We start from the raw sequence: 22,650 nt of genomic DNA on the forward strand, positions 1-22,650 counted from the left end.
GGTGTTCGGGGTTGGTGCGGGTGTCGATGCCGGTCAGCTGGCGCTTTGATACGTTTCATTCAGAGGGCCGTGTGCGGGTGCGTGCGCACCCCCTGCAGGGCCGGTCACGGATTCGTCATTGGCAGTGAAGAACCGGTCGCACAGCCAGCCGGTGACGTAGAGCCAGGCTCCGATGCTGAAGAAAGGGATCAGCCCCGGCAGCGACTGGCTGGCGAAGTAGGCGGCGGCCGTCACGAAGAGCAGGATCGCCGTGCCGGCAAGGTGCCGGAGGGCGAACCGCGAGGACATCAGGAGGTACTGCGCCAGAGGGAGTTCATAGCGGGCAAACAGGGGAAACAGGTGGCACGCAACGGCCGCCAGGAAGATGGCGCCCGCAAAGGTGCCGGCCGCCAGCAGCTGCGACGGGAGGTCGGCGGAGCGGGAGAAGTAGTTCCAGTTCAGGGCAAGGGCCGCTCCGGCCAGCAGGACCGGGAGCGCCAGGCCGTTGCCGCGGCCGAAGTTGCGGCCGTATTCCCTCGCGAACGACCGGAGCAGCGGAGCAGCCTCGCCCCGGACCCGGCGGCGCACCAGGACCTGCGCCGCCGCCGTGGCAGGCCCCACCCCGAACACGCCCAGTCCGGCCAGTGAGAACACGATCCACAGCAGGTTCAGGCAGGCAATCCACAGCAGGGTGTCGAAAAATGAGTATGCCTTGGCGCTAAAACTTCCAGCCAGCACAGCCAGCCCCCTTCAGATCTCCATCGTTGCAGAAACGGGGGCCATAGTGGTCCACGTCACGTCAGTAAGCGGTTTCTGGAAAATCTAGACGCATTTGCAGCGGCGGTCAAGGCAAGATTTGAATCGTTACATAAGTCGGCGGCTAGCGGTACACTGGCCACAGCAGTACTGTGGAAAGCGCTTGCCAGCCATGGTGTGGGCCTAACCCGGCCTTCGGCGCATGGCGAAGCAACGGGCCCTGCCCGGCTAAGTTCCGCAGAGAAATTCCCACAACGACACCGACGTCACCCCCATCCCGGGGAGAGAAGAATTCCGGGACAGCACAGTCCCGGGGACAGAAGAGGAGAGCCATGGGCACCCTGTCCGCGCCCGTCCCGGAGGAACCCGCCATCCCCGCTGCAGAACACAAAAGCGCCTCAGCCCCTGCCGCGCCCAGGGTGGCACTCGTTGGCGTCCATGGTTTCGGCACCCACCACCTCCGCAACCTCGAAAGGCTCCAGGCCAGCGGGGCCGTGACGCTCGCAGCTGTGGCCGATCCGAATCCCCCGGCCGCCGGCGCGCTTCCCCCCGAAACGGCAGTCTTCAGCACGCTCGACGAACTCCTTGCGGCAACGCCGGAGCTCGACCTCGTCATAGTGGCCACACCCATCCAGACGCATGCACCCCTGGCACTCGCCGCCCTCCCCTACGCCGACCTGTATCTCGAGAAGCCCCCGGTCGCCTCCCTGGCGGACTTCAACCGCCTCCAGGACGCCGCGGCGGCGGCGGGGCGGAGTGTCCAGATAGGTTTCCAGAGCCTGGGCTCGCATGCCCTCCAAGCCATCGGGGAACTGCTCGCGGCTGGCGAAATCGGCTCCCTCCTGGGAGTCACCGCCACCGGGCGCTGGATACGCGACCGCGCCTACTACAAGCGGTCCCGCTGGGCGGGCAAGCGAAACCTGGACGGCGTTGACGTGGTGGACGGAGTGGCCACGAATCCGCTGGCCCACGCGATCGCCACTGCCTTGCGAATCGCCGGGGCACGGACCGTCGATGACATCGCGTCGGTGGAAACGGACCTTTACCGCGCCAACGACATCGAATCCGACGACACCTCCGTCATCCGCGTCCGCACCGCCTCCGGCCTTCCCATCACATGCGCGCTGACCCTTTGCGCCACTGAATCCGTGGAACCTTATGTCACGCTGCAGGGCAGCGAAGGCACCGCGGTGTTCCACTACACCGAGGACCGACTGACCGTGAGCACCCCAGCGGGCGAGCGCCATCAGGTCTTCGGCCGGGACGACCTCACGGAGAACCTCCTGGACCATCTGCGGAACCGCCGCTCGCCTGGCCACCCCGGCAGCGCTCCCCTGACCAGTTCCCTCGCGGACAGCGGCGCCTTCATGCGTGTGCTGGAAGCCATCCGGACCGCCGACGCTCCGGCACTGATCCCTACGCAGTTCATCGACTGGGTGGGCGACGGCGACTCCGCGCACCCGGTGATCACCGGCATCGAAGATGCCCTGGAACGCGCGACGGCGGCGCACGCCACATTCAGTGAACTCGGCCTGCCCTGGGCGCGGCCGGCCGCCGCTAACGCGGACGCCCTGTCGCTTTCCGTGCACGACGGCGGTACGGAAGCTGGCGCGCGGAGCGGCGCCCGGGCGCTCGCTTCCGTGGCCCTCGCCACCGTCTGCGACGGGTCGGCCGTCGCGGCGCGGCTCTCCCCCCGACCCTACCTGCACCCCGTGCGTACACTCGGCGGTGTCACCGTCACGGACCACCTGCCGGCGGACCACCCGTGGCACCTGGGCGCCGGCATCGCCCTGCAGGATGTGAACGGCACGAATTTCTGGGGCGGCAAAACCTACATCCGCGGCTCCGGACGGTACGAGGAACGCCCGGACCACGGCAGGATCGTGCAGCTCGCCGCCACTTTGGAACCAGCCTCGCCGGGCAGCGACGCCCTGCACCAGGAACTGGGCTGGCAGGCACTGGACGGCAGCGAAGTCCTCCGCGAGCGCCGCATCACCCGCAGCAGCCAGGTGGACCAGCGCACGTGGCGCCTGGACCTTGCAACGGAACTGACCGCCGTCGTCGACGCCTCGCTGGGCGGACCCGGTTCCAACGGGGCCGCCGGAAGCGGCTACGGCGGATTCTTCTGGCGGCTTCCCGCCTGCACGGGGGCCGCGGTGTTCACGGCAGACCACCAGGGTGAGGCCGGGGTCCACGGCTCCGTGTCGCCCTGGCTGGCATGGACGGCGGACTTCGCGGCGGGCGCGGCCAGCCTCCTGTTCGCCGCCCCCGCCGAGGCCCCCGACCCCTGGTTCGTCAGGTTGTCCGGCTACCCCGGTGTGGGCTCGGCACTGGCCTGGGACCGGCCGGTGATCCTCGCCGCAGGGGAATCGGTCCGGCGTTCCTTCTCTGTCTGGATCGCGGACGGCATTCTCACCCCGGCTGAAGCTGCGGCCTTGGCCGGAAGCAAGTGACGGGCCCGCTTGCCGCCGTCGCACTTCTCACGGACGGACTGGAAGCCTGCCTGACGGCCTCAAAACGCCCGCACTTCGGCTGGGAACTGGAGGCCGGGGCGGGCAGCGACCCCGCCTTCTCCTATCAGACCGCCTACCAGCTCCGGCTGAGCGATGCGGGCGGAGCGCAGCTCTGGGATTCGGGCATCGTCGTCTCCCGCCAGCAGCACTACGTGGTTTATGGCGGCCCGGAGCTCGCGCCCGACGCCGACTTCCGCTGGACCGTCCGCGTACACGACGCCGCCGGCGTGCCCGGGCACTGGTCCCCGCCGCAGGAGTTCAGCACGGGACTCGATGCGCCGGACTGGGACGCGGAGTGGATCTGCAGGCAACCCGGCGGCAGGGCTCCGCTGGAAGTCTTTGACGGCGCATTGCGGGTCGCCGGTTCGCCCTACCTCCCCCTCCCCTGCCCGCCCGTCCGCCGGGTCAGGCTGGAAGTGCGCCTTCGGCCGGTCATGGGCTGGGCCGGCGTCCTGCTGCGCGCCACCGGTCCCGGCACCGGCCTGCTGCTGGAGCTGGATTCCGCCGGCAGCGTGGTCCTCCGGCGTGCTGCCCAGTGGGAGATCCCCTCCCCTGCCGTGCCCGCCACCGAGATCCTTGCGAGCGCCCGGCTGGACCGCCCTGCGAAGGCCGGCCAGGAACGGCTGCCCGGCAAGGATCTGGTCCCCGGATGCTGGCATGACCTGGCAGTCACGGATGACGGCCGCAGCGTTGCGGTGACACTCGACGGCGTGGGGCTCTTCAGCGCGGACGTGCCCGCCCCCGCCGGGTTCCGCGGAAGCCTGGCCCTCCACCAGGGCCCGCGCAGCCAGGCCGAATACGCCTCCTTCCTCGTCACAGACTCCACTCCGGGAGTCATGGCCGGTGGCAACCGCAGCACGGCCGGCGCTGCGCTCCTGAACCATCGCTTTGACGCCGGAGCCGGCCGCGCCCGCGCGTGCCTCGACGAGTGGACCCGCACCACCACCCACCGCCAGCCCGACGAGTGGACGCTGGCCCGCACGGACGTAACGCTTTCCGGCAACGTGGTGCGCGCCAGGCTGTTTGCCGCGGCCAGCCACCAGGCGGAGTTCCGCATCGACGGCGCAACCTGTCTGGAGACCTCCTCCTTCGGCTACCCCGGCGAAGGCTATTACGACGCCGCCGACGTCACCGCCCTGCTGCAGGCGGAACCCGGACAGAACGGCCGGCGTGGCGCAGTCCTCTCGGCCCGGGTGCACTGGTACGGGCCGGGCCAGGGCAGGGCTGCCGGTGTTCCCGGGCTGCTGGCCCAGCTTCACGTCGACTACGACGACGGCCGTCGCGAGGTTTTCGGCTCGGGGCCGGACTGGCAGGTGGCCGAGGGCCCCTACCGGCAGTCCGGTTACCGGAACGACGAAGGCGATCCGGTGGAACACCTGGATGCCACCGCTCCCGGCGCTCCTCAAGCCCCCGGGTCCGCCACCTGGGAACAGGCGACGACGCTCGGCAGGCACCCGGTTGCGGACTTCCCGGCCATACGTCCCCGGCGCACCTTCCTGGCCAGGACACCCTCCGCCGCCGCCCGGCTTCTCACAGCCCGGGACGGAACGGTGGTTGCCGACTTCGGGCGCGTACTGCCCGCCCGGCCGGTAGTGGACTTCTCCGCCGGACAGGCCGGCCGCACGGTCATGATCCGCGCCGGCTACACGCTGGCCCCGGACGGCCGGGTTGACCGCGGCAAGTCCGCCAGCCAGAACACGGACATGTCGTTCCCCTATACTCAGGCCGACGGTCCGCAGCGCTACGAAGCCGCCGTTCACCTGGGGTTCCGGTACCTCGAAGTGCCCGGAATCCCGGCGGACGAAATCACCGCGGCGGGCGCCGTCGTCGTACATTCCGGGCATTCCCGTGAAGGTTCCTTCAGTAGTTCCGATCCGGTGCTGGACGCCGTGTTCACGCTGCTTCGCGATTCCGCCCTGTACGGCGCGCAGGAACAGTTCGTGGACACTCCCACCCGCGAAAAAGGCCAGTTCCTGGGCGATGCCGTGAACATTTCGTACGCCACCATGGCACTGTTCGGCGAGCGCAACCTGACGGCCCAGGCCCTGCGGGAGTTTGCTGCGTCGGCCACGAGGTACTGGTCCGACGGCGATGACCACGGCCGCTACAACGCGGTTTATCCCAACGGCGACGGCAAGCGCGACATCCCGGATTTCTCCCTGATGATGCCCGAATGGGTGGAGGACTACCACCGGAACAGCGGCGACACCGCCCTCGTGGAGGAGCTGCTGCCGGCGCTGCGTGCCACCGCCGGTTACGTGTTGCGGCACATCGCGGTTGACGGCCCGACGGCGGGACTCATCACCTGCCTCGGCGGCGGGTCCGGCCCGTACCTGCACGGGATTGTGGACTGGCCGGCGCCCGGGCGGTTCGGCTACGACATGGAGTGTGCCGCGAAAACCACGGTCAATGCCCAGGCCGTGTCCGTCCTGGACGCGGTGGCCGGGCTGTGCGAAGTGACGGGGCGGACGCGGGAAGCCGCCGGGTACCGCTCCCACTCGGCTGACCTTGCTGCCGCGATTAACGCCCGCCTGCGCGTGGATGGCGTGATGGTGGACGGGCTGAAGCCGGACGGATCCCCCACCGGCCACGCGTCCCAGCACGCCACGTCGTTCCCGTTGTCGCTTGGCATCACCCCGGCGGAGTGGGTCCAGCGCGACGGCCGGCGCCTGGCAGGGATGGGGATGCGCCAGGGACCCATGACGGTGCACCGGCTGGTCCGCGCCCTGCTCGCAGCGGGGCTGGTGGACGACGTGCTGGACCTGCTGACCGACTCCGGGCAGCCCGGCTGGGCGCGGCTGCTGGCATCCGGGGCCAGCTTCACCTGGGAAGCCTGGGAGTTGGACGAGGACACGGACTACAGCCAGTCGCACGCCTGGTCCGCTTCGGTAATCCGGGAAATCCTTGCCCACCTGCTCGGCATCAGGGTTACGGCAGGGGGTGCGGAGGTTTCCGTCGAACCGCCCGCCTGCCGGCTGGAGCACGCCCGCGGAAGTGTCCCGCTCCAGCGCGGCACGGTATCGGCCAGCTGGCGCCGCGGGCCGGCCGGGACGGAATTGAGCTGCACGGTCCCCGCCGGAGTCCGCGCTGTGGTGGTGCTGCCGGCCGGCCGCTACGCGGTGGAAGGCCCGACGCCGGGTGCCGCCGCCGTCGAATTCTCCACCGGAGCCGGGGCCGGCACCGTCAGGTTCCGGATCCACCCGGGAACCTGGCACTTCCGCCCGGAATAGCCGGCCACCTCTCTACCCGGGCCGCCCGTTTGCCACTTTTGGTCGCTCTGCGCGGCCCGAAGCGGCCAAAATCGTCAAATTGCCGCGGCCAGTTCACAAAGCCGCGGACCGTCGCCGGGCGTTCAGCCACAGCAGCAGTCCGATGACGACGGCGGACACCATGCCGAGCGCCCCGGTCACGACCAGGCCGGCCCGGACGCCGAACTCTTCCGTGAGCCACCCGGCCAGCAGTCCGCCGAGCGCGTGCCCGCCCAGCAGCAGCGGCAGGTAGAGCGCCAGGACGCGGCCTCGGACGTCCGCGCCCGCTTCCAGCTGCACGGTGGTGGCCGCACCGGTCAGGAAGAGCAGCGTCATCACGCCCACCAGCACCAGCATCGCCACAAACAGCTCCTGCGTGGGCATGAGGGCAGCCACCAGCTGGGTCAGCCCGAACAGCCCGGCACTCACCACGATCCCGCGTCGGCCCAGGGTGCGCAGGCGCGCCGCCAGCAGCGCGCCGATGAGGGCACCGGCGGCACTGAAGGTGTTGAACATGCCGAAGCCGGCGGCACCGCTGTGCCAGATGTCTTCGGCGAAAGCCGCAAGCACCACGGGTCCGTTCATGCCGAAGGCGCCCAGGAGTCCCGCCAGCAGCATCACCAGCAGGAGGGAGGGCCGGCGGCGGACGTAGCGGAAGCCGGCGAGGATTTGCCCGCGGCCGCGCAGGGGCGGTGCGCTGGGGTGGAGCTGGGACGTCCGGATGGCGGTGATGAGGCCCAGCACCGCGAGGCACACCAGCGCGTTCGCGGCGAAGGCGGCGGCCGAACCGGCGCTGGCAATCACCAGGCCGCCGAGCGCCGGTCCCGCCATGGCGCCGAGCTGTCCGATCGCGTTGTTCAGCCCGATCGCGGGGCGCAGCGCGGCGTCCCCCACCACCTCGTTGACGAACACCTGGCGGGCCGGGCCGTCCACGGCGGACGTGATGCCGAGGGCAACGCAGCATGCATACACGGCCCAGACGGTGATTCCGCCGCCGGCATCCAGGACGGCGAGGGTCAGTGCCAGCAGGGCGGTGACGGACTGGCAGATCAGCAGGATGCGGCGCTTGGGGTAAACGTCCACCAGGATGCCGCTCAGCGGACCCACCACCAGCATGGGCAGGAACTGCAGCGCCACCGCGACGCCCACGGCTGCCGGGCTGCCGGTGAGCTGCAGGACCAGCCAGTCCTGGGCGAGGCGCTGCATCCACACACCGGTACTGCCGGCGAGCTGGATGGCGACGAAAAGGCGGTAGTTGCGCTGCGCCAGCGGGTGGTACCAGCGGCTCGGTTCGGCGGCTGGCTCAACGGCTGGCTCAACGGCCTGGCCGGTGGCTTGGAGGGACTCAGCGGACTGCGGGCGGTCGGAAGACACGTCTGGGCTCAACTCGGTAGTGACGGGGAACTGCGGGGACGGTAACAATGGCGCTATGTGGCATAGCGGAGCGAACCCGGCTGCGGGGCTAAACGCGGGTTGACCGCATCTTCACCGCGGCCGAGGCGAGGATCAGGGTGCCGGGAACCACCACGAAAAGCGCGGCCAGCATCCACACGAACACCACGGCGGCAAACAGTGCGGCGGCCAGCAGGAGCGACCCCGTCCAGTCGCGGAGCGAGAGCATCTTGGCGGCATCAAGGGCTGCGGGCCAGGCGGTCTTCGAGGCCCCGGTCTTTGAGGCCGTCGCGCTTGCGGCACCAACTTTTGGTGCACCGGCCGCGCTGCCCGCATCGTCCGACCACGCCGCGGCGGTGCGCAGGAGCAGGACGGCACCTGCCGCTGCCAGGATGAGCGTGGCCGGCAGGACCACCGCCTGGCCGGGCAGCTGCCCGGCCAGCGCCAGCAGGAGGTTCAGGACAATCACGACGGCGGCTGCCGCCGTCGTGATTCCCAGCTTCCAGCTGCCCGGCAGCGCCGAGCGGAACGTGCCCCGGAGGGCACGCAGGGAGTCGTCCCGGCCGGACAGGTGCCGCCCGAGGTGCGCGATCCCCGCGGCGTACGCGGCAGGAATGGTGACCAGCGGAAGGGACAGCACCAGCACCAGCACGCCGGCAAGGAGGGTCTCGGAGAACAAGGCGAAGCGGTTGACCGGGATCGGTTCGTTGCGGCCTGCGGGCGTGGTGCTGTCCATGGTGCTCATTTCCTGGCTGTGCCTTCCATCGCTGTTAGCCCTTCAGGCCCTGGGTGGAGACGCCTTCAACAATGTAGCGCTGGAATACCAGGAAGAACACAAGAACCGGCAGCAGGGCCAGGACGGACATGGCGATCATGGCGCCGTAGTCCGAGCTCTGGGTCTGGTCCACGAAGAGGCGCAGGGCCAGCGGCAGCGGGTACTTCTCCGGCGTGTTCAGGTAGAGCAGCGGGCCCAGGAAGTCGTTCCAGCTCCAGATGAAGGAGAAGATCGACGTCGAGATGAGCGCCGGCTTCATCAGCGGAAGCATGATGGAGGTGAAGATCCGGACGTGGCCGGCGCCGTCGATGCGGGCCGCCTCGTCCAGTTCGGCCGGCAGGTTGCGCATGAACTGGACCATCAGGAAGACAAAGAACGCGTCCGCCGCCAGGAACTTGCCGATGAGCAGCGGGATGTAGGTATCCACCAGGCCCAGCTGCTGGAACACGATGTACTGCGGAATGATCACCACGTGGAACGGCAGGAGCAGGGTGGCGATCATCATGCCGAAGAACACGCTGCGGCCGGGGAACTTGATCCGGGCGAAGGCGTATGCGGACACGCTGGCCGACAGAACGGTTCCTACCACGGCGCCGATGGCCAGGACCAGGGAGTTGGTGAAGAACTGGAGCGTGGACACGCCGCCGATCCCGTCCATGGCGGTGACGAAGTTGTCGAAGCTGAAGTTGTTCGACCACAGCGACGTGTTGGCGCCGCCGATTTCGGCATTCGGCTTGAAGGATGACGCGAGCATCCACAGGGCCGGGTAGAGGACCACCGCTGTGAGGGCCAATGCCACGGCGTGGAAGATGATGCTCTTGGCGCGCTTGGCACCCGCTGACTCGGACTTCGGGTTGTAGTCCGGAGCCGGCGCGGCAATGCCGCTGCCTGTTTTTGGCTGTGTGGGAGTTGCCATAGTTGTCATTTTGCATCACCGCTGTAGTGGACCCAGGACTTGGACGTGCGGAAGAAGATCAGCGTGATGATTCCGACGACGATCACCAGGAGCCAGGCCATCGCCGAGGCGTAGCCCATCCGGAAGTCGCTGAAACCGCGCAGGTACAGGTAGAGGGTGTAGAAGAGGGTGGAGCCTGCCGGGCCGCCTTCGCCGTTGGAGATGATGTAGGCCGAGGCGAAGATCTGGAACGCGTGGATGGTTTCCATCAGCAGGTTGAAGAAGATCACCGGCGACAGCATGGGCCAGGTGATATTGAAGAACTTGCGGACCGGGCCCGCGCCGTCCATCGAGGCGGCTTCGTAGAGGTCGGCCGGGATCTGCTTCAGGCCGGCCAGGAAGATCACCATCGGGGCGCCGAACTGCCAGACGGTCAGCAGGATGAACATCGGCATGGTCATGGACGGGTTGCCCACCCAGCCGCCGAGGTTGATGCCGAAGAAGGACAAGCCCTGGTCCACGGGGCCCGCATCCCCGAACATCGCCTTCCACACAATCGCAATGGACACGGACGCGCCGATCAGGGACGGGGCGTAGAACGCTGAACGGTAGAAGCCCTGGCCCTTGCGCTTGCTGTTCAGCAGCATGGCGACTGCCAGTGCGGCGGCGAGCTTGAGCGGGGTGCCGAAGACCACGTAGCCCACGGTCACGCCCACGGACTGCAGGAACCGCTCGTCCTGGAACAAGGTGGTGTAGTTGTCCAGCCCGATCCATTTGGGCGGGTCGAACAGGTTGTAGTTGGTGAAGGACAGGTAGAGCGAGGAGATCATGGGGCCCACGGTGAGGGCGATGAATCCCAGCAGCCAGGGCAACAGGAAGGTGTAGCCGGCGCGGGCGTCGGCCCCGCGCTGCTTGGATTTGCGCAGCACGGGGGCCGACGACGAACGCCTGCTGAGGGTTGGGCTTTGAGTCATGTGAATATTCCGTCAGTTGCGAACGACTGGATCAGGCGTTCTGCTTGATGAGGTCTTCGGCTTCCTTGAACCAGGCGTCAGCCGCGGAGTCGACGGTCAGCTTGCCGTAGTTGAGGTCGGCGGCGATGCGCTTGAAAGAGGCTTCCAGCGTGCCGAAGCCGACGATGGGCGGCTCGGGGGCGTCCTTGAGGTACTTCTCGATCGACTTCTCGTACTCAACCACCAGCTTGTCGGTGCCTTCGAAGGTGGTGCCGTCACGCTGGGTCTTGGACGCCGGGACGCCGCGGGAGGTCTTGAAGATCTGGCCCACTTCGGGGTCGTTGACCATGAAGTCGATGAACCGGGCGGCCGCGTCCTTGTACTTGGTCTTGGCGCTGGCAACCATCAGCATGGAGGGCTTGAGGAAGAGGCCCAGGTTGTCCTTGTCATCGGAGGGAACCGGAACGAGTTTGAGTTCCTTGGCACCGCTGTCCCCGAGGTACGCGGCCATGAAGTTGTCCCAGGTGGCTTCCGTTGCCGTGACGTTGGAGCCGAACGGGGATTTGGGTGCCAGCTGGGTGACTCTTTCCTCCGAGACAAGGGCGGGAGTGCCGCGCAGGTCGGCGGTGACGTTCCACCACTTCTTGAGGTCGTCCTTGGTGAAGCCGAGCTTGCCGTCCTCGGTGAAGGCTTCGATGTTGTTCTGGCGCAGCCAGATGTTGAACATCCACCAGATGGAGGTGTAGTCCGTGCCACCGAACAGGGCGCCGTTGCCCTTGGCGCCGACCTCTGCCAGGAACGCGTTGTATTCCTCGTAGGTCCAGGTGCCGTCCGGCTCGGCAATGCCCAGGGACGCGAGCTTGGCCGGATCGTAGTACACGGCGAAGGCGTTGGTGCTGGTGGGGATGCCGTAGGTTTTGCCGCGGATCTGGCCGGAGGGGAGGAGTGACTTCTCGAAAGCGTCGGTGTTGATCTTCACCGTGCCCAGGTCCAGGAGCTGGTTCCGCTGGCCGTAGTCCCTCAGGTAGGAAAGGTCCCACTGCATGACGTCGGGCAGGCCGCCGCCGGCCGCCTCGGTGGCGCGCTTCTGCCAGTAGCCGGCGAAGTCGGTGAAGTTGCCGTTGACCTTGATATCCGGGTTCTTTGACTCGAACAGGTCGATGGCCTGGCGGGTGCGCTTTGCGCGATCGTCGTTGCCCCACCAGGTGTAGTTGATGGTGACCGGATTCTCCGCCGAACCTGTCTGGGCGGGAGCCGGGGATCCACAAGCCGCCAGCGCGGCGGCGGACGCGGTGCCCAGGGCCACGGTGGTGAGGAAATTCCTTCTGCTGATCATAAGAGCCTCCTTGCTCAGTTGTGTAAGCGCGATTCCTAGTATTCTCTACAACGTGAGTAGTGATCCGGCTTACACGCGCTTTCTGAAACGATACAATATCCCCATTCCCAGATTTGGGCAAGCGTTTTCCAAAGATCTGTTTTCACGCCGGGAACGCATACCGGAACCGACAAAGGAGTCTCATGTCACCGCAGGAACAATCCGCTCCGCCAGCTGTTTGGAAGCGCCTCGACGGCATCGCCTACGGCGGCGACTACAACCCGGAGCAGTGGCCGGTGAGCACGCGGCTGGAGGATCTGGAGCTGATGAAGGAAGCAGGCGTCACTTTCCTCAGCGTCGGCATCTTCTCGTGGGGGCTGCTCGAGCCGGCGGAGGGCACATACGACTTTGGCTGGCTGGACGAGGTCCTGGATAACCTGGCGACGTCTGGCATCAAAGTGGCCCTCGCCACCGCCACGGCCGCTCCCCCGGCCTGGCTTGTCCGCAAACACCCGGAAATCCTCCCGGTCACGGCTGACGGAACCGTGCTGGGGCCGGGCTCGCGTCGGCACTACTCGCCGTCGTCGGCCGTTTACCGGCGGTACGCCGCCGGCATCACCAGGGTGCTGGCAGAACGATACAAGGACCACCCGGCGCTGGCGCTGTGGCATGTGGACAACGAACTCGGCTGCCACGTATCGGAGTTTTACGGGGACGAGGACGCGGCGGCCTTCCGCGCCTGGCTGGAACGGCGCTACGGGAACATTGAGGCGCTGAACGCGTCGTGGGGAACGGCCTTCTGGTCCCAGCATTACGCCTCGTTCGAGGAGATCCTGCCGCCCGGCGCCGCACCGTCCACCCTGAATCCGGGGCAGCAGCTCGACTTCCAGCGCTTCAGTTCCTGGTCCCTGATGGACTACTACCGCACCCTGCTCGACGTGCTGCGTGACGTGACGCCGGGCGTGCCGGCCACCACCAACCTCATGGTGTCCAGCGCCACCAAGTCCATGGACTATTTCGACTGGGCCAAGGACCTGGACGTGATCGCCAACGACCACTACCTCGTGGCCGCCGATCCCGAGCGGCAGATCGAACTCGCGTTCAGCGCGGACCTTACGCGGGGCGTTGCCGGCGGCCACCCGTGGATCCTGATGGAACATTCGACGTCGGCCGTCAACTGGCAGCCCCGCAACCAGCCCAAGATGCCCGGCGAAATGCTCCGCAATTCCCTGGCTCACGTGGCCCGCGGCGCGGACGCCGTGATGTTTTTCCAGTGGCGGCAGAGCTTCGCCGGCTCGGAGAAATTCCACTCCGCCATGGTTCCGCACGGCGGGCGGGAAACCCGGGTCTTCCGGGAGGTTGCGGGCCTGGGGGCGGCGCTGCGGAAGCTGGCGTCGGTCAAGGGCTCCCGCGTCGAATCCCGGGTGGCGGTCGTGTTCGATTACGAGGCCTGGTGGGCCAGCGAAATCGACTCCAAGCCCAGCGTTGACGTGAAATACCTGGACCTGCTGCGCGACTTCCACCGTTCACTGTTCCTGCGCGGGGTGTCGGTGGACTTCGTGCACCCTTCCGCGTCCCTGGAGGGCTACGCACTGGTGCTGGTATGCACCCTGTACAACGTCACCGACGCCGCCGCCGCGAACATCGCTTCCGCCGCCCAAGCCGGGGCGACGGTCCTGGTCAGCTACTTCAGCGGGATTGTCGACGAGCAGGACCATGTCCGGCTCGGCGGCTATCCGGGCGCGTTCCGTGACCTGCTGGGCGTCAGCGTAGAGGAATTCCATCCGCTGCTGGCCGGGTCCACCGCCAAGCTCAGCGACGGCGGTGTGGGACGCGTGTGGAGCGAGCATGTGCACGCGGCCGGCGCGGAGCTTGTTTCGGCATTCACCGAATACCCGCTTGAAGGCGTTCCTGCCCTGACGCGGCGCTCCGTGGGAGCCGGGTCGGCCTGGTACCTGGCCACCTTCCCCGACCGGGACGGCATCGAGGCGTTGGTCGATCGGCTGCTGGACGAGTCGGGAGTTGCCGCAGTGGCCGGGGCGGACCAGGGAGTCGAGTTGACGCGGCGGCGCCACGCGGATGGCACAAGCTTCGTGTTCGCCATCAACCACTCGCGCGCCGACGCAACCGTCCGGGTGGCAGGGACTGAGCTGCTGTCCGGCGAACGGTTCACCGGGACGGTTCCTGCCGGTGCCGTGGTGGTGGTCGCGGAGGACTGACCTCGCACCAAGAAGCACCATGCAGAAGTGCCCCCACCCGATTCACAAGGATCGGATGGGGGCACGTTCAGCAGGAACTGCTAGCTGATGGCCGACTTCATTTCGTCAACCGCCTTCTTGCCGGCCTCCTCGGTGGACAGCCGGTCGAAGAGGACCTCGGAGGTGTACCGCTTGACGATCTCCTGGATGGCGCCGGCACCCTTCGGCGGAGGCGCCGGGGCTTCACCGAGCTCGTCCTTGATCTGGTCGATGAACTTGACCACCTTGATATCGGCGGGGGTCAGCTTGGGTTCGATGGCCGCCCGGACCTCGGAGTTGGGGTAGACGCCGCGGTCGGCCAGGAGAGCTTCGCCGGCCTTGGTGTTGTTGGCCAGGAAGTTGATGAACTTGGCGGTTTCTTCAGGATGCTTGGTGCGGGAAGAGGCGGACCAGAACTGGGAGGCCTTGTACCAAAGGTTCGCATCGGCAGACGTGCCGGTCTTGGACGGGAACCGCAGGATCTGCAGCTCTCCGCCGGCAGCCTTCTCCAGCGCAGGCAGCTGGTTGGACCACCAGAATGCGAGCCCGTTCTTGCCGGTCGCCAGGCCGCTCTGGTCCAGCGGTGCCGCCTCGGCCTCGACCACCTCGGAGGCCGACGGGACGGCCTTCTTCTCGCTCAGCTGCTTCAGGAACGCCCACCATTCGGCGATGTCGCCCGGCTCGAAGCCGAGTTTCCCGTCGCTGGTGTACAGCGACTTGCCGTTCTGCCGGAGCCATACTCCGAGCGACGCTTCGTCCGTGCCGTAGGCCGCCGCACCGTAGGTGCCCTTCGGCGACTTCGCGGTGACCTCGGCGGAAATGCGCTCGAAGTCTTCCCAGGTCCAGGTGCTGTCGTCCGGAAGTTCCACTCCCGCAGCCTTGAAAACGGCCGGGTTGGCCAGGATGGTCGCTGCGTTGATGCCTGCGGCTATGCCCGTCAGGCCGTCCTCGTTCTTGCCGGCGTTGAGGGCGGCTTCGTCAAACTTGGACGTGTCGATGTCGTACTTCGAAAGGTCCAGCAGGGCACCGCGGCTCGAGTACTCCGTGATGTATTTTTCGTCCATCTGGATGATGTCCGGGGCGTCGTTGGCCGCGACCTGGGTGGCCAGCTTGTCCCAGTAGCCGCTCCAGTCGCCGAACTCCGGCTTGATCGTGATGTTCGGGTTCTCGGCTTCGAAGGCAGCAATCGCGGCCTGCGTCAGCTGCGCCCGCTTGTCCCCTCCCCACCAGGAGAAACGGAGTTCAACTTTGCCGTCGGCACTCTGCGGGGCGGCTCCCCCGCCGCAGGCGCTGAGGGCCAGCACGACGGCGGCAGCTGCGGCGACTGCGCCGGTTCGGCGCAGCCTCCGTCCGGCCCGGGCGGACGTTGCCTCTGCTGCGCCACGACTGGCGGCTGAGGCAGGGCGGGAAAATAGCGGCACTGGATTCTCCGATCTTCTTTGATCTTGAAAGCTGATGGGTTCGACGTTGGAGGGTCTGGAAAGTCGCTCAGAAAACGCTTTCTCATCCCCAAGAATACAAGCGGGTTACTTGTAATACAAGATGTTCGGCGGGTCAATTTCAAGTGCACGGCCCCACGAGTCGGGGTGGACGGGCAACGAACGCCCATCCACCCCGGAGGAACTGCAAGAACCAGCAGGATCTACTTGATGCCGGTCGTCGCGATCCCCTTGATGAGGAAGCGCTGGCCGAAAAGGAACACCAGGAACACCGGCAGCAGGGACACGATGGACATGGCGAAGAGCGAGCCCCAGCTGGTGGCCGACTGCGAGTCCACAAACGCCCGCAGGGCAACCGGGACGGTGAACATCTCCGGATCCGTCAGGTAGATCAGCGCGCCGAAGAAGTCGTTCCAGGTCCAGATGAACGTGAAGATGGTGGTGGTGGCGAGCGCCGGCACCATCAGCGGCAGGATGACGCGGAGGAAGATGCGCGGGTGGCCGGCGCCGTCGATCCTCGCCGCCTCATCCAGTTCCTTGGGAATGCCCCGGATGAACTGCACCATCAGGAACACGAAGAACGCGTCCGTGGCCAGGAGCTTGGGCACAATCAGCGGCCAGAAGGTGTTCACCCAGCCGATCTGCGAGAACAGGATGTACTGCGGCACGATGATCACGTGGAACGGCAGCATGATGGTCAGGAGCATCACGCCGAAGAACAGCTTCTTGCCGCTGAACTGCAGCCGGGCGAAGGCGTAGGCGGCCATGGAGCAGGAGATCAGGTTGCCCAGGATGGAGCCGATCACCACCACTGCCGAATTGAGCATGTAATGCCCGAAGGGGTGGGTCAGCGCGGACCAGCCGTCGGTGTAGTTGCCCAATTCCAGGCTGTTGAGCCAGAGTCCGGGTTCGCGGAAGATCAGCTCGTTGGGGCGGAGTGAGGACACCACCATCCACAGCAGCGGGTAGATCATGATGCCGCCGGTGATGATCAGGACGGCATGCTTGGCCAGGGCCTTGATGCGCGCGCTGCGGCTGAAGGCCAGCGATCCGCGGGATTCGCGTTTCCGGCTGCCGCCCTGGGGGCCTTTGCCCTTCGTTTTGCCTCCGGAGGACGGCAGTTTCTCCGGAGCCTGCAAGGTCTGTAGTTCAGTCATCGTAGAACACCCAATACTTTGAAGCGATGAAGTTGATGGCCGTGAAAGCGCCGATGATCACCAGGAGGAACCAGGCCATCGCGGAGGCGTACCCCATGTCGAACTGGCCGAATCCCTTCTGGTAGAGGTAAAGCGTGAAGAACATGGTGGAGTCGGACGGCCCGCCGTTGCCTCCCGAGACGATGAACGCCTGGGTGAAGGATTGGAATGACCCGATGATCTGCAGCACGAGGTTGAAGAAGATGATCGGGCTCAGCATCGGCAGGGTGATGCGCCAGAATTTCTGCAGGGTGGTGGCTCCGTCAACCTCGGCCGCCTCGTAGTACATGTTGGGAATCTGGCGGAGCCCGGCCAGGAAAATGATCATGGGGCTTCCGAAAGTCCATACGTGGAGCAGGATGATGGATCCCAGCGACGTGGACGGATCCGAGATCCAGCCGGGTCCGGTGATACCGAACATGGCCAGCACCTGGTTCACCAGGCCGGAGGTTCCGAAGATCTGCTTCCAGAGGATGGCCACGGCCACCGAGCCGCCGAGCAGGGACGGCAAGTAGAAGATTGACCGGTAGAACGGCAGGCCGCGCAGGCCCTTGTCCAGCACCAGGGCAATCAACAGCGCAACGGCCAGCTGCAACGGGACGCCGACCAGCACATACGTGAAGGTCACGCGGAGTGAGTTATGGAGCCGTGCGTCCTCCAGCATGCGGGTGAAGTTGTCCAGCCCCACCCATTCCGGCGGCTGCAGCAGGTTGTAGTCCGTAAAGGACAGGTAGAGGGACATGATCATGGGGCCGATGGTGATGGCCACAAGACCAATCAGCCATGGCAGCAGGAAGATGTAGGCCGCCTTGTTGTCGCGGCGGTTCGCGCGTTTCTCCTCGGCTGTCGCCGGCCCTTTGCGCCGGCTGATGGAGGACAATTCGCTGATGGCGCTCATTGCCTCCCCCTCGGCTGACGGACGCCTGCCGGCGTCCCGGGGTAATGCTGTGCGGCCATGTGGTCTCCTTTGGTCATCGTGGCCTTCCACGGCGTGCTGGTGTGAAGTGCATTCGCCGTCACGGGCCCGCGCCGATCAGTTCCGGCACCACCCGCCTGACTGGCTTCCGGAGTGACCGGGCCAACAGCGGCTTTGTACCAAAGTAAACGCTTTCTTGACCGCTGTACAGCCTTTTGCTAATTTTTGAGAAAGCGTTTTCTGACTTCGGTACCTTCCCGGTCAGAGCATCTGCGAGAGGCAGGACAATGATGTTTGCACCCGGCAGGCCGCCCCGATGAATCCCGGCACCCCTGACATTACCGGCACGCAGGACCCAGCCGGCATCCCGGACTCCCTTGGCACCCGGGACTCTCCAGGCACCGGCCCGGAGCGGCCCAGCGCCATCGGCGGCTATGAGGACTGGCCTTCCTACGTGGGCACCCGCCGGCGGCACATCGCGGAAACCTCCGCCGGGCAGGAACTGGCAGACGCCCTGGGAGTTCCGGCCGCCCCGGCAGACCCCGCCGCGGTGCGGGATTCCGTGGTGCTGGAGTCGGAGGAAACGCACGACGGCGTCACTACTTCGCGGGTCAGCTGGCAGTTGGGCTTTGGCCCCCGCACCGGTGCCTGGTTTGTGCGGCCGGCCGGGCGGACCGGATCATTGCCCGGAGTGCTGGCGCTCCATTGCCACGCCGGCATTAAGTCCGGCGGCGCGGACCGCCTGGTGGACCCGCGGGTCGCGGACCTCCAGCAGCGGCTCTATGGCGGCCGCCCGTTTGCCACCTGGCTAGCGGCGCAGGGCTTCGCCGTCCTGGCCCACGACACGTTCTCCTGGGGCAGCCGCCGTTTCGATCTCGGCACCCCGCCGTGGCGGACAGCCGCCGTCGTCGAGGGCCGCGAGGCACTGTGGCGGGAGGCCGGCGTCGTGCCTTCCGCAGCGGAACTGTATGACGCCGCCGCGGCGGCGCACGAGGACACCGTGGCGAAGGCGTCCGGCCTGCTGGGAACGAGCTTCGCCGGAATGGTGGCGCACGACGACCTCGCTGCCCTCAAGGTGCTTGCCGGCCTCCCGGGCGTGGACGCCGGGCGGCTGGGGAGCATCGGATTCTCCGGCGGAGGCGGGCGGTCCCTGATGCTGGCCGCGCTCAGCCCGCTCATCCGCAGTTTCGTGGTCACGTGCATGATGACCACGTACCGGTCGCTGGTCCCGGCCTACCTGGATGCGCATTCCTGGCTCCTGCAGACGCCGGGCCTGTCACGGCTGGGCGACTTTCCCGAACTGGCAGCACGCTCCACGGCGGACCGCTTCCTGGTGCAGTACGCGCTGGCCGACGAGCTGTTCCCCGAGGACGGGATGCGCGACGCCGACGCCATCCTGGGAGCCAGTGGCAGCGGCCGCTACACCGGCAGTTTCTGGCCGGGCGGGCACGCTTTCACCAGAGACATGCAGGACGAGGCCGCCGCCTTCCTGCGGCAGCATCTTTCCCCCGCGCCCCTTGCCTCCGCCCGCCAGAACGGACAGTCATGACACCCGAAAACTTCAGCGCCGGCACAACCTACGGTGCCGCATCAACGGACGGTGCCGCATCAACGGACGGTGCCGCATCAACGGACAGTGCCGGCACAACTGATGCCCCGGCCGCGGTTGACCGCGCCGTCCCGCGGGTGGCGCTCGTCGGCGCGCACGGCTACGGGGCCCGCCACCTGGACAACCTTGCCCGCCTCGCCGGACTGGACCGTGTGGAACTTGTGTCGGTGGCGGACCCCCGCCCGCCGGCCGAGGGGACGCTTCCTCACGGCGTGGCCACGTTCACCTCGCTGGAGGAGCTCCTCGCCGCGGACCCTGCGCCGGACGTCGTCATCCTGGCCACCCCCATCCAGACGCACGCGCCGCTGGCGCTGGCGGCCATCGCCGCCGGGGCGGACGTCTACGTGGAGAAACCGCCCATGGCGTCGCTGGCCCAGTTCAGCGATGTCCTGGCCGCCGCGCAGGAGTCGGGCAGGCTGGTCCAGGTGGGTTTCCAAAGCCTCGGCTCCCATGCCCTTCCGGCGCTGGACCGGCTCGTTGCGTCCGGTGAAATCGGTGAGGTCCGCGGCGTGGGCGCCGTCGGCACCTGGGTTCGCACCAGGGGCTACTTCAAACGTTCACGCTGGGCGGGGAAACGCAGCCTGGACGGTACCGATGTGGTGGACGGGGTGGCCACCAATGCCCTGGCGCATGCGGTGGCCACCGGGTTGCGGATGGCCGGCGCGGCGTTGGCCGAAGACGTCGAATCAGTGGAGACGGACCTGTACCGTGCCCACGCGACCGAAAGCGATGACACCTCGGTGATCCGGGTGCGCACGGCCGGCGGAGTGGTCCTCCTGTGCGCCCTCACCCTGTGCGCCGACAAACAGACCCCACCCTGTGTCACCATCCACGGCACCCTGGGACGGGCTGAATTCTTTTACACCGAGGACCGCCTGACGGTCACAACGCCCGACGGCGAGCGCACCGAAACATTCGGCCGCACCGATCTGCTGGAAAACCTCCTGGCGGCCCGGCGCTCCCCCGGGGCCCATGGACTACTCAGCCCGCTGGCCGGGAACGGCGCCTTCATGACAGTGCTCGAAGCCATCCGGACAGCGGAGCCGCCCCGCGCGATTGGCGCCAGGCACGTGTCCTGGCAGGGCGAGGGCGACGACGCCCGCCCGGTTGTCCGCGGGATCAGCCACCTGGTGCGCCAGGCCGCGGCGGCACAGGCCACCTTTGCGGAGCTGGGCGTGCCCTGGGCGCGCGAGCTGCCGGCAGCCGGGACGCAACCGGTGTTTGCGGTGAACGGGAAGGTTGTGGCTAGGAGGGCGGACGGTGGCCGGATCACTCCGACGTCATCGCCGCGCCCGTATCTGCATCCGGTAGCAACGCTGGCCGGCACCGTGGTGACTGACCATCTGCCGGAGGACCACGTCTGGCACCTGGGCGCGGGCGTGGCCATCCAGGACGTGGACGGCGTCAACTTCTGGGGCGGCCGCACCTTTACCCCCGGCGCTGGAGCCTATGTGTGGCGGAAGGACCACGGGCGGGTCGTTACGCTTGCGGTGGAGCACGACAGTGCCGGCAGCAGGCTGGCCGAAACCCTGGGCTGGCTCGGGCCGGACGGAACACCCCTCCTCCACGAACAGCGCACGTGGAGCTGGGCCGCCGTCGACTCCTCCACCTGGCGGCTCACGCTCGACTTCATCCTCGCGCCGGCAGGGCCGGACCCGGTCACGCTGGGCAGCCCGGGCTCCAACGGCCGGCCTCAGGGCGGCTACGGCGGCTTCTTCTGGCGCCTTCCCGCCGTCGCCGCGGCACAGGTTTGGACAGCCGCCGGGGACGGGGAGGATGCCGTGCACGGCACGGTCCCCTCCGTTGAGGCGCCGTGGCTGGCGTGGTCGGGAACCTTCCGGAACGGGGAGCACGACGGCGGTCCGGCCACCCTCGTCTTCCTGCCCCGGCAGGAACCGGAGCAGCCCGGCGACCCGTGGTTTGTCCGCCTCGCAGGGTATCCCGGCGTCGGACTGTCGCTGGCGTGGGAGCAGCGGGCAACGGCCAGCCACGCCCGGCCGCTGCACCGGACCGTCACGGTCCTCGTGGCCGACGGCCTCCTGTCCACCCGCGAAATAGAACAGCTGATCACTACCTTGGGGGAATCCGCATGAACACCGTTACACCGCAAACACAGCAGGCACCGCTCGCTGCCGCAGCAGGAGAAGGAGCCGCGGGAAATGCGGCCGACCGCGCCGTCAAACGCCGGCGGGTCCTGGACATCCTGGACGCAGCGGGCCGGGACTCGATCCTGCTCACCACCAACACGGCGCTGACCTGGTACCTGGACGGAAGCCGCGTCCATATCAGCCTGGCCGGCGACCCCATCGCCGCGATGCTGGTGGACCGCGACGGCGATCACCTGGTCACCTTCAACAACGAGGCCGCCCGGATCGCCGCGGAGGAACTGCCCGACGGCGTCGCCCTCCACATAGTGCCGTGGCACGGTCAGCTGCACGCTGCCGCAGCCATGCTCGCCCCCGGCGGCACGCCGCTTGCCGAAGCCGATGTTGCCGCGGAACTGCGGACCGCCCGCCAACAGTTCCTGCCAGGCGAGAGTGCGCGGTACGCCCGGCTGTGCGCCGAGGCGGCGGCCGCAATGACCGATGTCCTCTCGGAAGCCACGCCGGAAACCACGGAGTTCGGTGTTGCCTCCGCCCTGGCCGCGCGGATCGTGGCGATGGGGGCCGAGCCGCTGGTGCTCCTCTGCAATGGCGCCGGCCGCAGCGGGTTCCGGCATCCGCTGCCCACGCACGCGCCGATCGGCCGGCGGGCCATGGCGGTGGTGTGCGCACGCCGCAACGGCCTGGTGGCCAACGTGACCCGCTGGGTGCGGTTCGACGCCGGAACACCGGACGAGCTCGACGCTGAAGTCCGGATTGCCGCGGTGGAGGCGGACATCTTTGATGCCACCGTCCCGGGGGCACGGCTCGACGGCGTCTTCGCGGAAATCCAGGAAGCCTACTTGCGGCACGGCTTCGGCGCCGACCAGTGGACCCGCCACCATCAGGGCGGTCCGGCCGGCTATGCAGGCCGGGATCCCCGGGCAACCCCGGCCACCAACGACACCGTGGTGCTCGGCCAGACTTTCACGTGGAACCCCTCCGGCCCGGGAGTCAAGATCGAGGACACGGTGCAGCTCACCGACTCGGGGCTCACCGTCCTCAGCGTGGATCCCCGCTGGCCTGCCGCCGTCGTCAACGGCATCCTGCGGCCGCTGACCCTGGAACTGTGAGTACGCAACATGGAGTCACCGGTATAGACCGGTGAGTGCGTTTGGCCGAAACCAGCGGAAAATTTTTCCGTCCCGGAAGCCCAGGTGATACCCCATCCATTGGATTTGACTTGAAAACCGAGTCAGATTCGGCGGGGTGCCCGGCGGCTGTCAGCGGAGCGGATCCGCCGGCCGAAGGTGGCGGAACTCCGGGACTGTTGAGCCTCCGTTACG

General features: G+C 67.4%; 15 protein-coding genes. 6 read left to right on the plus strand and 9 right to left on the minus strand.

What is annotated here, in order from left to right; all coding sequences use genetic code 11:
- Positions 1 to 33: 33 nt before the first annotated feature.
- On the minus strand, positions 34 to 717 hold the full coding sequence (locus tag Q8Z05_RS03545; RefSeq protein ID WP_305942120.1) for a YesL family protein: 684 nt from the start codon (positions 715 to 717) through the stop codon (positions 34 to 36).
- A gap of 350 nt (positions 718 to 1,067) precedes the next feature.
- Between Q8Z05_RS03545 and Q8Z05_RS03550 the strand changes: the two genes are divergently transcribed.
- The gene (locus Q8Z05_RS03550) at positions 1,068 to 3,188 is read left to right on the plus strand and encodes a DUF6807 family protein (protein ID WP_305942121.1); all 2,121 of its coding nucleotides are present in this window, start codon (positions 1,068 to 1,070) and stop codon (positions 3,186 to 3,188) included.
- A complete protein-coding gene (locus tag Q8Z05_RS03555) occupies positions 3,185 to 6,478 on the plus strand; it encodes a family 78 glycoside hydrolase catalytic domain (RefSeq protein ID WP_305942122.1) in 3,294 nt (1,097 codons plus the stop codon). Before Q8Z05_RS03550 ends, Q8Z05_RS03555 begins: the two co-directional genes overlap by 4 nt.
- Positions 6,479 to 6,571: 93 nt before the next feature.
- On the opposite strand, the gene Q8Z05_RS03560 is transcribed toward Q8Z05_RS03555, so the two are convergent.
- The 5 genes from Q8Z05_RS03560 to Q8Z05_RS03580 all read right to left on the minus strand — a co-directional run bounded on the left by Q8Z05_RS03560 (position 6,572) and on the right by Q8Z05_RS03580 (position 11,847).
- Complete coding sequence (locus tag Q8Z05_RS03560; protein WP_371745919.1) at positions 6,572 to 7,870, minus strand: MFS transporter; 1,299 nt, start codon at positions 7,868 to 7,870, stop codon at positions 6,572 to 6,574.
- A gap of 88 nt (positions 7,871 to 7,958) precedes the next feature.
- Positions 7,959 to 8,633 carry a Poxvirus protein I5 gene (locus Q8Z05_RS03565; protein ID WP_305942123.1) on the minus strand — a complete coding sequence of 225 codons (675 nt, stop codon included), beginning with the start codon at positions 8,631 to 8,633 and terminating at the stop codon, positions 7,959 to 7,961.
- Between the two features lie 25 nt (positions 8,634 to 8,658).
- Complete coding sequence (locus Q8Z05_RS03570; RefSeq protein ID WP_305942124.1) at positions 8,659 to 9,588, minus strand: carbohydrate ABC transporter permease; 930 nt, start codon at positions 9,586 to 9,588, stop codon at positions 8,659 to 8,661.
- Complete coding sequence (locus Q8Z05_RS03575; RefSeq protein ID WP_305942125.1) at positions 9,585 to 10,532, minus strand: carbohydrate ABC transporter permease; 948 nt, start codon at positions 10,530 to 10,532, stop codon at positions 9,585 to 9,587. The genes Q8Z05_RS03570 and Q8Z05_RS03575 overlap by 4 nt, the downstream gene beginning before the upstream one ends.
- Positions 10,533 to 10,563: 31 nt before the next feature.
- On the minus strand, positions 10,564 to 11,847 hold the full coding sequence (locus tag Q8Z05_RS03580) for an ABC transporter substrate-binding protein (RefSeq protein WP_305942126.1): 1,284 nt from the start codon (positions 11,845 to 11,847) through the stop codon (positions 10,564 to 10,566).
- Between the two features lie 182 nt (positions 11,848 to 12,029).
- Here Q8Z05_RS03580 and Q8Z05_RS03585 point away from each other — a divergent pair, with 182 nt between their 5' ends.
- Entirely contained in the window at positions 12,030 to 14,045 is a 2,016-nt protein-coding gene (locus tag Q8Z05_RS03585; protein WP_305942127.1) for a beta-galactosidase, read from the plus strand.
- An 80-nt stretch (positions 14,046 to 14,125) separates the two neighbouring features.
- On the opposite strand, the gene Q8Z05_RS03590 is transcribed toward Q8Z05_RS03585, so the two are convergent.
- From Q8Z05_RS03590 to Q8Z05_RS03600, 3 genes are all read right to left on the minus strand, one after another.
- A complete protein-coding gene (locus tag Q8Z05_RS03590) occupies positions 14,126 to 15,484 on the minus strand; it encodes an ABC transporter substrate-binding protein (RefSeq protein WP_305942128.1) in 1,359 nt (452 codons plus the stop codon).
- Positions 15,485 to 15,705: 221 nt separating this feature from the next.
- Positions 15,706 to 16,659: a carbohydrate ABC transporter permease gene (locus Q8Z05_RS03595; protein WP_305942129.1), complete on the minus strand. Its 954-nt coding sequence runs from the start codon at positions 16,657 to 16,659 to the stop codon at positions 15,706 to 15,708.
- On the minus strand, positions 16,652 to 17,596 hold the full coding sequence (locus Q8Z05_RS03600) for a carbohydrate ABC transporter permease (protein ID WP_305942130.1): 945 nt from the start codon (positions 17,594 to 17,596) through the stop codon (positions 16,652 to 16,654). The genes Q8Z05_RS03595 and Q8Z05_RS03600 overlap by 8 nt, the downstream gene beginning before the upstream one ends.
- Positions 17,597 to 17,930: 334 nt before the next feature.
- Here Q8Z05_RS03600 and Q8Z05_RS03605 point away from each other — a divergent pair, with 334 nt between their 5' ends.
- From Q8Z05_RS03605 to Q8Z05_RS03615, 3 genes are read left to right on the plus strand one after another with little or no spacing between them, the layout of a single operon-like run.
- A complete protein-coding gene (locus Q8Z05_RS03605) occupies positions 17,931 to 19,163 on the plus strand; it encodes an acetylesterase (RefSeq protein WP_305942131.1) in 1,233 nt (410 codons plus the stop codon).
- Positions 19,160 to 21,316, plus strand: coding sequence for a DUF6807 family protein (locus tag Q8Z05_RS03610; RefSeq protein ID WP_305942132.1), 2,157 nt, complete (start codon positions 19,160 to 19,162; stop codon positions 21,314 to 21,316). The genes Q8Z05_RS03605 and Q8Z05_RS03610 overlap by 4 nt, the downstream gene beginning before the upstream one ends.
- A complete protein-coding gene (locus tag Q8Z05_RS03615) occupies positions 21,313 to 22,437 on the plus strand; it encodes a M24 family metallopeptidase (RefSeq protein ID WP_305942133.1) in 1,125 nt (374 codons plus the stop codon). The genes Q8Z05_RS03610 and Q8Z05_RS03615 overlap by 4 nt, the downstream gene beginning before the upstream one ends.
- Positions 22,438 to 22,650 lie beyond the last annotated feature (213 nt).

It is taken from the genome of Arthrobacter oryzae (assembly GCF_030718995.1).
Taxonomy (GTDB): Bacteria; Actinomycetota; Actinomycetes; order Actinomycetales; family Micrococcaceae; genus Arthrobacter; species Arthrobacter oryzae_C.

Coding starts and splice junctions, on each gene's coding strand:
- Q8Z05_RS03585 (WP_305942127.1), top strand. CDS start 12,030: ATGTCACCGCAGGAACAATCCGCTCCGCCAGCTGTTTGGAAGCGCCTC.
- Q8Z05_RS03595 (WP_305942129.1), bottom strand. CDS start 16,659: ATGACTGAACTACAGACCTTGCAGGCTCCGGAGAAACTGCCGTCCTCC.
- Q8Z05_RS03550 (WP_305942121.1), top strand. CDS start 1,068: ATGGGCACCCTGTCCGCGCCCGTCCCGGAGGAACCCGCCATCCCCGCT.
- Q8Z05_RS03580 (WP_305942126.1), bottom strand. CDS start 11,847: ATGATCAGCAGAAGGAATTTCCTCACCACCGTGGCCCTGGGCACCGCG.
- Q8Z05_RS03600 (WP_305942130.1), bottom strand. CDS start 17,596: ATGAGCGCCATCAGCGAATTGTCCTCCATCAGCCGGCGCAAAGGGCCG.
- Q8Z05_RS03565 (WP_305942123.1), bottom strand. CDS start 8,633: ATGAGCACCATGGACAGCACCACGCCCGCAGGCCGCAACGAACCGATC.
- Q8Z05_RS03615 (WP_305942133.1), top strand. CDS start 21,313: ATGAACACCGTTACACCGCAAACACAGCAGGCACCGCTCGCTGCCGCA.
- Q8Z05_RS03575 (WP_305942125.1), bottom strand. CDS start 10,532: ATGACTCAAAGCCCAACCCTCAGCAGGCGTTCGTCGTCGGCCCCCGTG.
- Q8Z05_RS03605 (WP_305942131.1), top strand. CDS start 17,931: ATGAATCCCGGCACCCCTGACATTACCGGCACGCAGGACCCAGCCGGC.
- Q8Z05_RS03570 (WP_305942124.1), bottom strand. CDS start 9,588: ATGACAACTATGGCAACTCCCACACAGCCAAAAACAGGCAGCGGCATT.
- Q8Z05_RS03610 (WP_305942132.1), top strand. CDS start 19,160: ATGACACCCGAAAACTTCAGCGCCGGCACAACCTACGGTGCCGCATCA.